The following is a 10,651-nucleotide window of genomic DNA, read 5'->3' on the forward strand; positions in this document are numbered from 1 at the left end:
CCTCCGTCGCTGCTGTCCGTGACAGCAGTGACCACCGCCGGTACGGAAGCCCTCGGCCGAGAGCACCGACAACTTCCGCGAGGCTCCAGCAAACCATCGTCTATGAGAGATGGCTGCGGTCTTCGGTGTCCGCGACGGTTGCCATTCGGCGGGCAATGCGTCGGCATGCCTGGGCGAGTTCGGGCGGGTGGAGGTCAGCGAGTTCGGTGTCGAAGGTAGCGAGGATCCCGGCGATGCCGGCCCAGGACCAGGCCCCGAGGGTGAGCCGGCAGTGCTCGGTGTCGAGGTGTTCGACGACCGAGCCGCCCGGCGCCCAGCGGGCGACGACATCGGCCGGCAGGTTGAGTCGGGCGCTGCCGGTGCACTGCCAGGAGGCGGTGGTGTCACCGCGGTCGTGACTGCTCATCACAAAGCTAGCGAGGTCGTCGCAGGGGAGTTCGCGGTGGCTGAAGGGGTGCGTCGTGGGGCGGGGGTGGAGCCGGTCGACCCGGTGCACGCGCCACTGATCGTCTTTGAGGTCGTAGGCGACCACGTACCACCGGCCGGCCCAGACGACCAGATGGTGTGGCTCGATGCGACGGGCGGGCAGAAAGTCGTCGTCACCGGAGGCGGGGCGGGAGCCGTCGGCGCGCAGCGTTTCGGTGACGAGTACGTGACGGTGGCGCACCGCGGCTCCCACGGCGGTGAGCGCGGTCGAGTCGATGGGGGGTGCCGGAAACTCCCAGTAGTTCTGCAGCCTGGTCAGGCGGAGAGACTTCATGGGCTCCCGCAGCGCGGCGGGCATGGCCTGTTCCAGGGTCACCAGCGCTCGCGCCGTGTTGTCGCCCAGGCCGAACACCGTGCTGGGTGCGGTCTGCAGGGCCACCGCGACCGCGAGCGCCTGATCGTGGTCGAACACCAGCGGAGGGAGGGTGTGTCCCGCGCCGAACCGGTAACCGCCATCGGGCCCGTGGACGGTGGTGATCGGGTATCCGAGTTCGCGCAGAGTCTCGATGTCACGGCGGACGGTGCGCTCGCTGACCCCGAGCGCGGTGGCGAGCTCGCGCAGCGGCCACTGGCGGCGCGATCCGAACAGGGACAAGAGGCGCAAGGCCCGTCGGGAGGTGTCCGCCATCCTCCCATCATGCCCGGTAGTGGCCACTCTGCGTCCGCTACCGGTGTCACGGTAGAGCGCCCATGTAGGCGAACGGTGACGGAAGAGGACGAATAGGGATGCGTGTGGTTGTAGTCGGCGGCGGGATCGGTGGACTCGCGCTGGGCGCGGGGTTGCGCCGCCGGGGGTTCGAGGTGGCAGTGTTCGACCGCGACAACGACGCAGCGGCGACCGGGGGTTACCACATCACCTTGGACGAGCGGGCCCAAACGGCGCTGCGCGAGTTGGTGGCACCCGAGATCATGCGGCGACTCCTTGCGTCGGCCTCGGCGCTGCGGCTGCGCGACCGCGACGCGTTCTGGGACCGGCGCGGCCGACTGCTCGGCTGCGGTCCCGATCTCAGCGGCCACCCCGGCATCGACGTCGACCGCATCACCCTGCGCAGACTGCTGGCCGAGGCGGTCGGCGACGACCTGCATATGGGGAGGACCGTGTCCGAAGTCGGCCGGGGCGACGACGGCACGCCCCGAGTGCTGTTCACCGACGCCGCACCTGTCTCGGCGGATCTGGTGGTGGGCGCGGACGGCACCCACTCCGTGGTCGCCCGGCACCTGGCGGGAGGCCCGACCAACAGCCCGGCGGGCATCATCGGCTTCTCCGGCCGTACCCCCCGCAGGGAGCTGAGCCCCGGTGAACAGCAACGGCTCGGACCACGATCAGGGCTGGCGATGGGACCACGGGGGGCGGCGTTGTACGTCGGCTTCCTCGACCCGGTCGGCAACGCCGTGCTCGACGCTCCCGAGCTACGGATGTCCGTCACCACCGGCCCCACCTACATCTGGGGCGCCATGTTCCCCGAATCCGCCGCGACCGAGTCCCTGCGCGCCCTGCACGACGGCGAGTTGCAGACCGCGCTGCTCGGACGGTTCCGCGAACGGGGCTGGGCCGAGCGCACCCTAGAGGTCATCGCCCGCGCGGACCCGCACACTGTGGCGGCGTACCGCTTCAACGCCGCCTCGACCCGCGCTGCCGAGCTCGCACCCTGGCCCGCGGGCCGTATCACCGCGCTCGGCGACGCCGTCCATGCGACACCACCCACCGCCGGAATGGGGGCCGGCGCGGCCATCCGTGATGCTGCCGCCCTGCTGCAGCACTTGGGTGACGTCGCTGACGGCAGCACCACGCTGACCGAGGCTGTGAACCGGTTCGAGGCAGGCATGCGCCGACGCGGCAGCGAGGTCCTCACCCTTGCCATGAGAACGGTCCGCCTGGTGCTGGCGACCGACACCCCACTCGGCGCCGCCGCTACCGCCGTGACCACCCCGATTCTGGCCGCCGCCGCCCGGCTGCGCCATTGACGATCAGTGTCGGTGCTGGCCGCGCGGCTCAGCTTGCTCCTTGCCCTCCGGGATCGAATCGCCCGTCGAACAGGCCCGCCACAGGCGCCGTTTCGCAGATGGACGACGGGCCTCCGCCCGGCCATGTCCTTTGCGACGAAATCCATGGAAACTGAGCGGAGGCCCGCTTCGACCCCACCGGCCACCGGCCGCTGTGGGTTCGCGCGACACCCTCTTCTGATAGGCCGGGGGCATCCGGGCGGCGCGCACGACGGACAGAACAGCACCTTCGCCTACGATGACGCCGGCAACACCACCAAGCGAGCCACCGGCACCCGCACCCAGGACCTGACCTGGGACAAGGAAGGCCACCTCGCCACCCTGACCGAGGGTGGCAAGACCACCAGCACCTCTACGACCCCGACGGCGATTGCCTCATCGCCAAGAACGCCGACGGCTCCAGCATCCCCACCCTCCCAGGCGGCGACCAGCTGCACCTCGCCGCCAACGGCACCAAGCCCGGCCCCCGCTACTACACCCACAACAATGAGACCGGCGCCGTCCGCACAGGCAGCGACATCTGCTGAAGGGCAGGCTGCGCACGAGATGAACTTGCTGGCGCTCACATTCCTACTTTCCTTCGGTACCGTCGGCGTCGCTCTTGCTCTGAACTTCCGTGGCTTCGCGGACGCCTTCTTTCGTTTCACATCCAAGTTCATGCTCGGTGCGACTGGGAGTGCCACCCCGCGGATGCTGAGCTTCGTTGGGGCAGTAATGGGAGTGCTGTCGGCGATCGGCGTGGTGATTGAGATATCCAAGTCGTTTCGCGCTTGATTCTCCGGCGATGTCCATAGGGGAATTAGGCCGCTATCGACGCCCGCCTCTACTCCGGAAGGCTTTGGGTCAGCTCTGTTGACGGTGTGTGAGTGATCTGGTGGGGGATACGCGGACGTGGTCGCCGGTGGCGCCGGAGGCTGTGCGGCTGCTGGCGGTGTTTTATGCCACAGGCTGTGCCTGCCTATGAAGGGTTGAGCGATGTTCGTCGGAACCTGGAACTGGATCTCTTTCCTCTTGGGGCTGCTGACGCTGTTCATCGGGATATCGGTCCTGACCTCTGGTGATTTCGCGGGGGAATGTGTTCACCGTAGTCCTCACTCTGACCGTGGGGGGCTGGGTGTCGTTGACGGCTCCATTTGCGGTGTTCGAGTGGACGATGCGGGTATCCGCTACAGGGGAATTTTCAAGAGGGTCTCGCTGCCCTGGAGCGAGGTTCAGTCGATTTCCGTCGACTGCGTGGGAGGCGACGGCCTTCTGGAGGCCGAGATGCCCGTCGTGAAGAAGGCTGACGGCAAGGACCTGCCGATCCTGATTCTGGCCGGGTACACATCGGGGCAGCCGCGCGTCAACGGCAGGGTGCGGCGTCAGGCGTCCGTGATGCAGGAGGCGCTCCGCCGCGCCAACCGCAGCTGATCGTCCCGCTGCCCAAGGGCCGGGAGCCTTGGCGGTTCAGAGATCGTCTCGGTTGGTGATCAATCAACGCTCCGTCGCGCTATGCGGGCGTGGACAATCCGCGTGCACCGGTTGATCAGGGTGGGGAACACTGTGCTGATGAGCTCTGCAGCCGCCCAGACAGCGCAGGAACGGGCCCTTCGGCATGTCGCGGAACTGGCGTCGGGTCCTCCGATGGACCCGGCATTGCGGGTGACACTCAACTTCCACCCGGACCGTCTGCTGCGTAACAAGCCGATCCTGGACGCTATGGCCGAGGGCGGCGTCTACCACTCACAGTTCGTCACTGGGACCAGCAACGGCGGCCTGACCGCGCATCCAGGCGGCGACCGGTGGCGCTGGGAGAGCCGGATCTTCGACGGGGCGTATGACGAAGCGACCGCTCATGAGCGGCCCGTCTACGGGGCGTTGAACTTCCGTCGCAAGCCGGTCGGCGGGGCGCCGCGGTTCGGTTCGGCCCACTTCCGGCTGACGACCCAGACGCTGATGCGCAGCACGTTCTGTTACCCGGACAGTTTCCTCGAACCGTCGGATTTCGGTGTCGCAGCCCGCATGGGGCTCATCGAGCTTGCTCTCGTCGATCGTCAGGACGAACTGGATGATTACATCGAGGCTCAGGTGCATGGGCCGGTCCAGCTGCAATGCCATGTGGAGGCGCTGGTCCTGGACCCCAGCTACCGAGGCACGACGGTTGAGGACGCGGCTCTGCGTCTTGGCTGCCCGGTGGAGTGGCACCCCGGCTTCCGACTCGGGGTTGAAGAACTCCGACGTCACCCCGGCTACCGCGGTCAGGAATACGTCGACTTGGGCACGCGGATCGCGGTCGATGGCGTGCTCGATCCTCGGATCGTCGGAGACGCTGCACGTGCCGGCCTCTATGACCCCCAGGCGGTCAAGAAGGTGTGGCACTACCTGGCGCGATTCGGGTCTCCCTGGAATGCCACGGACAGATCGGTGACTCCGGCACCGATGGAGGGGGCTGTACTAGATGGCCTTCGTTGAAGGGCTGGTGCCGGATGGACTGTGGGATTTGTTCCGGGCTGTGAGACCGCAGATCCCCACGAGGCCGCAAGGCGGCGGACTGCGCCGCCGCCCCTGACCCACCCCTGATCCAGCAGGACTCTGCCGCGCACCGCCCCGCGGCGACTCGCGCGGCGGTTATTGAGCGCGCTGGTCGATGAGTGCGGCCAAGCCGTCCAGGATGCGCTGTAGGCCGAATTCCCATGCCTGGTCCTGCCCCTCGGATTGGGCTGCCGAGGCGAGGGCCTCGGTGAGCGCGGGAAATCTCTCACCGTGCGCCTGCATCAGGCCGCCGAGGATGGCGCCGAGCTGGGCCTCGGGGTTGCCCGCGGGGCCCGCTGCGCGGGCTTGCTGGGTGATGCCGCGTACGTGACCAACCAGAAGGACGGCGGCGTCCATCCGCTCGGCACCGCTCAGCCCCGTACCATCCAGTGCGGCGACGGCACGCTCCATCCAGGACAACTCCCCAGGTCCTATCACCCGCGGGCCGAGGGTGGCCTCCAGCGCCCAGGGGTGTTGGCAAAAGACGGCGATCAACTGGCGTGCCCAGTCCTCCAGTTGCTCTCGCCAGCCACCGTGCGCCTTCTTTGCTGTCGGGTAGGGGCCGATCGCTGCGTCGACCATCAGCGCGACCAGCTCGGCCTTGCCCGGCACGTACCGGTACAGCGCCATCTTGGTGACGCCCAGTTGTGCGGCAACCCGCTGCATGGAGACATCGGCCAACCCCTCCGAGTCGGCGATCTCGATGCCGGCCCGCGCGATGCGGGCCAGGTCGAGTGTCGGCCTGGGGCCCCGTGCGGGCTTGGGGTGCGGCCCCCACAGCAGCCGCACAGCCTCGGCGTGCTCGTCGCTCAAGTCCCCTCCGGCCCTGCCTTGTCGAAGCAATTTAACTGTGTCTATGGTACACAGTAATCATCGGTGTCCGCCGGACACAGTTTCAGTGGGAGGTACCCCGTGAACAGGAACGTCCTCATCTCCGGCGCGAGCATCGCCGGCCCGGCGCTGGCCTACTGGCTGGGACGCCACGGCTTCAACCCCACCGTCGTCGAACTCGCCCCGGCCCTGCGCAAGGGCGGTCACGCCGTCGACTTTCGCGGTGAGACACACCTGACCGTGCTGGAGCGCATGGGCCTGCTGTCGGAGCTGCGTCGCATCCAGACCGGCGGCAGCCCGATGCGCTTCGTCGACGAGGCCGGTCAGACGCTGCTACATCTGGCCGAGTTCGCCGGCGGCGAGATAGAGGTCCTCCGTGAAGACCTGGCCCGGGTGCTGTACGAGCACAGCGCCCCCTACACCGAGTACATCTTCGGCGACTCGATCACCGGCCTTACCGAGACCGCGTCCGGCGTGCGGGTCGAGTTCCAAAGCGGCACCTCACGCGACTTCGACCTCGTGATCGGGGCGGACGGGCTGCACTCCAACGTCCGCCGCCTCGCCTTCGGCCCGGAGCAGGACTACGTCAGCCATCTCGGCTACTACGCCGCCACTTGGCAGCTCCCCAGAGACAGCTACCCAGGGCTCGCAAAGGGCTCAGTCGGTTACAACGCGCCGGGGCGGCTCGCCTCTGTCGGCGCCGACCACCGGGACCCGGCACGGGCGGGAGCGTTCTTCGTCTTCGCCGCGCCTGAGTTGTCGTACGACCGGCACGACCCCGAACAGCAGAAGAAGTTGATCGCCGACGCCTTCTCCGGCCTCGGCTGGGAGGTGCCCCGCCTGCTTGCCTCTCTTGATCAGGCCCCCGATCTGTACTTCGACTCGATCAGCCGGGCGGACGTGGACACCTGGTCCACGCGGCGGGTGTGCCTCGTCGGCGACGCCGCCTGCGGAGCCACCATCGGCGGCATGGGCACGGGAACCGCAATGGTCGCCGCCTACGTGCTGGCCGGCGAGCTGGCGCAGGCCCGGGGCGAGCACCGCACGGCCTTCACCCGATACGAGAGCAGGCTCCGCAAGTACGCCAAGGGCTGCCAGACAGGCGGCGACCGCACCGGGAAGTTCCTCGCGCCCGGCACCGCCACTGGCATACGTCTCCGCAATGCCCTGCTGTCCCGTCCTTTGTTCCTGAACGGAATGCTCAGGTTGGGGGAGAAAGTCAGCAGCACCGTTGCCCTTCCCGAATATCCCGTCGCCCCAGCCGCATCAGCCGGTGACTGACGCGGCCACCGGTGCCTTCCCGGACGCCGCGAGTGCTGTTCCCGGCGCCAGGCGCCAGGCTCCGGGCGGAGCGGGCGAGAGGGTCGGCGGCATCCCGCTCGTCCGCCGATTCGGAGGCATGGTGACGGCCGGGCGAAGCCACACGCGCAGCCGGGGCCATATGGCCAGCGGTCGCCAAGGTCCTGGGGTTGAGCCGGGCGGCGGCCGCGCTGATCGGCGCGGCGAAGTACCCGCCGGAAGCACCTGCCGCACCCGCGGCGGCAAGGTCGCCCCGAAGTACACCCTCGCGAGGAGAAGGCGAGCGGCCTCGGTAGAGCGGGGCGTGTCTTGCGATGTGCGGCCGCGTAGTGCACGGTCAGGGCCCGCACCCCACTTCAGCAGCCTTCGGCTCGGCCCGCAGTCGGGACGACCAGTCGCCGGCCAGGTCCAGCGAGCCGGTCGCCGGAAGGCAGCGCACGGCGACGTCCTGGCGCCTGGCCAGGCCGGGTACCCGGGGCATGGCTTCCTGCAACGGGACGTCCACCTCGCGCTCCCGGTGGTGGGCCCGCCGCAGCCTCGTACGGGCCGAAGAGTCGGCCGGCCCGCCATCGTTCCGCCGACAGCTGGAGGACAAGCTCACCGCGGCCGCCGCGACGGCCGATGCCGGGTACCCGGTCCCTTGTGCTGGCCCGGAAGATCACGGGGTTGCGCCGCCAGGTTCCTCGCCGGCCCAGACGGCGCCCAAGCCCGACGCACTCCTGATGCCCCGCCACCCCGCGGCGCAAGGAACGAGCACCGTCCACGACCGCCACGTGCCAAGCGGGCACCCAGCCAACCGACAAGGAGAGAACACCGTATGACCACCGATCAGCCGCTGGCCACGGCCATGCACGAGCCAGCGACTCCGGCCCCGGCTTCAGACGAGGAACGCAGCCGCGCCCTCGCGCAGCTGCGCACCGCGGTTGCCGTTCTTATCGCGGTGCCAGGGCTCCTGATCGTGCTGGGTGCGATCGGTCTCGCCCTCGTCTCCCCGCGCCTGGAGGGCCCGCTGACGACCGGCGGCACTGTTGCCGGCGCGCTCCTGACCGGTGCAGCACTGCTCGTGCATCGCAGGTGAACAGCCTGGCCGCCGCACCGACGACATGGGGCTGCTGGACATACGGACGTGCCACATGGGTGGCCGGGAGGTATCCAAGGACCTCATCCGCGCCCTCGGGGACACCGTGACGAAGAAGCCGCCGCCGTGTCTGCCCACTGGCAGCAGCAGAACAAGCGCCTCAACGCCTCCTTGAAGCCGTCACCGCTCCCAGCCCCACTGGCCTGAATCTGCCCTCGACCCTGGAGCTGTGTCATCAGCTCTCCATTCCGGGCGACACGGCAGGTAGGGGGAGGCTCAGAGGGGTAGGAGTCACCGCGCCCGAGGATGCGGGCGTGGCCTGCTTGACCGGCCGGGCCGCCGCCTGCACAGTCGAGATGCAGCACCGCAGCAGCGCCGCCTGACTCTGCCGACCGGTCCCGCCCATCCCCTCGTGGCAGACGGCCCTAACACCCAGGAGCGGCTGATCCGATGGTCCTCGACCTGGTTGTGATCGGTACGGCCGTCACCTTGGGGCCTTTGCACAACAGCGCCTTCATCCTGCTGCTCTCCTCGCGGCGCGGCGTCCTCAAGGGCCTGGCGTTCCTGTTGTCGTGGCTGGCCAACCTGGTCGCGGTGATCGCCTGCGTGGTGCTGCTGACCGGCGGTCAGCCCCCGGCCCGTCACAGCGTGCCCTCGACCGCCGCGGTCGCCGCGAAACTCGCCATCGGCGTGGCACTGGTGTTGTACGGCGCCCACCGGCGCCGCCGACCGCCCCGCCCGCACGGTCCGCCCCGCTGGACCGCCCGGATCGACGACGCCTCCGCAGCCACGGCAGCCGGCCTGGCATGGCTGATGCAGCCCTGGGCACTGGTCGGCGCCGGCGCCGCGACCGTCGTCGACGCGCACCTCTCCACCCTTGCCGACTGGCTCGCATTGACCGGCTACTGTCTGCTGGCCACGCTCAGCCTTGTCGTCATGGAGATGTACGCGGTCTGGGCGCCCGCGGCCGCAGACGCCCGGTTGAACGCCCTGCGGAGCTGGCTGGAGCAGCACCAGGAGCAGCTGATCGTCACGCTCTCCCTGCTCGCCGGCACGTGGCTGACGGCCCGGAGCATCTACGAGCTGGTCGCCTGACACGGACGGCCCCGGAATGCGCGCCACCGCACCCGGTTCTCCAGCCCCGTAGGGGCGTCAAAATCGTACAGTGGTCCGCCACCCGGGGCAGCTTGTGGAGCCAGGGAACCGCAGTGCTCGGGCTGCCAGAGCGAGACCCTCCAACCCATCACCCAGCGTGTCGCTTTCACGGAAAGTGAGCCAGAACCACTACTGCCGAATAGAGCCAGCCGACCTGATCGGCTGCAGCGTCATGGGTTTTCTCGTTACTCCACAGCGCGGCCGATGAGCTTGTGGCTCCCGGCCGGTCCAAGCTCGTGACACCCCCTGAAAGGACACCGCCATGCCGGAGCTTCTCGTCGACTTCATCACCTCCCTCGACGGCCACGCATCGGGAGAGGGATGGCCCGGGTTCTGGGGCCTCGAGGGCCCGGAGTACCTCGCATGGCTCGGCGAGCAGCCCGAGGCCACCTACCTGATGGGAGCGAACACCTACCGCCTGATGTCGGGCTTCGCCGCAGGGGAGGTCCCCAATGGCCAAGCCGAGTTCAGGCCCGAAGAAGAGGCGTCCGTCGACGAGCTCACGCAAGCGTCCAAGGTGGTGTTCTCCTCCTCACTCGAGGAGCCACTGACGTGGGCCAACTCCACGCTCGTCCGCGACGACGCCGTCGATGCGGTCCGCGCCATGAAGTCGAGTGGCTCGGGGCTCCTCAGCACGATCGGCAGCCTCAGCCTGTGCCGGTCCCTGCTACGAGCCGGACTCGTCGACCGCTTCCGGGTCGTGATGTTCCCGGTGATCACCGGGGCCACGGGCGAAGAACGCATCTACGACGGCTATCCGGACGTTGCCCTCGAGATGATCGAGCACCGCACCTTCGACGACCGCATCCAGCTGGTCGAGTACAAGCCCCGCGTTCTCGAGCACCCGCCGCTCGGCGTCCCTGCGTGACGCCGCCCCGTCCGCCGGTCTGGACGGCTGCCAAGCCGGCGCCGGCGGGCGCGGAGCAAGTCCTCATAAGGGCGAACGGCCAACATCAGGACGCCCGGTCCAGGGTTAGTGGTCAGGTCGGAGGGGATCGGCGTCAGGTCCACGAGTGCGTCCGTCGCCTAGTGGCTGTCGTCGGTAGCGAGCATCATCTCCCTGCGGCGGCAGGCGCTCGGCTGGGGTGTCCCAGCCGATCGCCTGCATGAACCGCGTCGCTGACTACGAGGGGCATGTCTGCCACCGTGCTTGGGGACCGGCCTATTTGGCAGGGGATCGCGGCGGATGAGGCGTGGACCAGGGGAGCAGCCGAGAGCGTGTGCGGCGCCGGGCTTCCGGGCCTGCGGTGTCGCGGACGCCTTCTACCGGCTCAAGAACCGGCTCCA

General features: G+C 68.8%; 10 protein-coding genes and 1 pseudogene. 8 read left to right on the plus strand and 3 right to left on the minus strand.

Annotated features, from left to right (window positions below):
* Nucleotides 1-100: 100 nt before the first annotated feature.
* Nucleotides 101-1,114 (minus strand): WYL domain-containing protein, encoded by a 1,014-nt coding sequence (locus ABZ070_RS16825; protein WP_356634414.1) that lies wholly within the window; start codon nucleotides 1,112-1,114, stop codon nucleotides 101-103.
* Between the two features lie 98 nt (nucleotides 1,115-1,212).
* Here ABZ070_RS16825 and ABZ070_RS16830 point away from each other — a divergent pair, with 98 nt between their 5' ends.
* The 4 genes from ABZ070_RS16830 to ABZ070_RS16845 all read left to right on the plus strand — a co-directional run bounded on the left by ABZ070_RS16830 (nucleotide 1,213) and on the right by ABZ070_RS16845 (nucleotide 4,941).
* Nucleotides 1,213-2,451: an FAD-dependent monooxygenase gene (locus ABZ070_RS16830; RefSeq protein ID WP_356634416.1), complete on the plus strand. Its 1,239-nt coding sequence runs from the start codon at nucleotides 1,213-1,215 to the stop codon at nucleotides 2,449-2,451.
* A gap of 525 nt (nucleotides 2,452-2,976) precedes the next feature.
* On the plus strand, nucleotides 2,977-3,264 hold the full coding sequence (locus ABZ070_RS16835; protein ID WP_356634418.1) for a hypothetical protein: 288 nt from the start codon (nucleotides 2,977-2,979) through the stop codon (nucleotides 3,262-3,264).
* Nucleotides 3,265-3,465: 201 nt separating this feature from the next.
* Entirely contained in the window at nucleotides 3,466-3,900 is a 435-nt protein-coding gene (locus ABZ070_RS16840) for a PH domain-containing protein (RefSeq protein WP_356634420.1), read from the plus strand.
* Nucleotides 3,901-4,038: 138 nt separating this feature from the next.
* Nucleotides 4,039-4,941 carry a DUF3626 domain-containing protein gene (locus ABZ070_RS16845; protein ID WP_356634422.1) on the plus strand — a complete coding sequence of 301 codons (903 nt, stop codon included), beginning with the start codon at nucleotides 4,039-4,041 and terminating at the stop codon, nucleotides 4,939-4,941.
* A gap of 156 nt (nucleotides 4,942-5,097) precedes the next feature.
* Here ABZ070_RS16845 and ABZ070_RS16850 read toward each other — a convergent pair whose 3' ends face one another.
* Nucleotides 5,098-5,814, minus strand: coding sequence for a TetR/AcrR family transcriptional regulator (locus ABZ070_RS16850; RefSeq protein WP_356634424.1), 717 nt, complete (start codon nucleotides 5,812-5,814; stop codon nucleotides 5,098-5,100).
* A 99-nt stretch (nucleotides 5,815-5,913) separates the two neighbouring features.
* On the opposite strand from ABZ070_RS16850, the gene ABZ070_RS16855 reads away from it, so the two are divergent.
* Complete coding sequence (locus ABZ070_RS16855; RefSeq protein WP_356634426.1) at nucleotides 5,914-7,113, plus strand: FAD-dependent monooxygenase; 1,200 nt, start codon at nucleotides 5,914-5,916, stop codon at nucleotides 7,111-7,113.
* A gap of 409 nt (nucleotides 7,114-7,522) precedes the next feature.
* Here the strand turns inward: ABZ070_RS16855 and ABZ070_RS16860 are convergent.
* Nucleotides 7,523-7,666: pseudogene (locus tag ABZ070_RS16860) on the minus strand (protein phosphatase); the annotation flags it as partial.
* A gap of 282 nt (nucleotides 7,667-7,948) precedes the next feature.
* Here ABZ070_RS16860 and ABZ070_RS16865 point away from each other — a divergent pair.
* The 3 genes from ABZ070_RS16865 (at nucleotide 7,949) to ABZ070_RS16875 (ending at nucleotide 10,232) form a co-directional block, all read left to right on the plus strand.
* Entirely contained in the window at nucleotides 7,949-8,209 is a 261-nt protein-coding gene (locus ABZ070_RS16865; RefSeq protein WP_356634428.1) for a hypothetical protein, read from the plus strand.
* Between the two features lie 450 nt (nucleotides 8,210-8,659).
* Nucleotides 8,660-9,304, plus strand: a complete 645-nt coding sequence (locus ABZ070_RS16870) for a GAP family protein (protein ID WP_356634430.1) — start codon at nucleotides 8,660-8,662, stop codon at nucleotides 9,302-9,304.
* A gap of 322 nt (nucleotides 9,305-9,626) precedes the next feature.
* Complete coding sequence (locus ABZ070_RS16875; protein WP_356634432.1) at nucleotides 9,627-10,232, plus strand: dihydrofolate reductase family protein; 606 nt, start codon at nucleotides 9,627-9,629, stop codon at nucleotides 10,230-10,232.
* Nucleotides 10,233-10,651 lie beyond the last annotated feature (419 nt).

This window comes from Streptomyces sp. NPDC006283 (assembly GCF_040613325.1).
Taxonomy (GTDB): Bacteria; Actinomycetota; Actinomycetes; order Streptomycetales; family Streptomycetaceae; genus Streptomyces.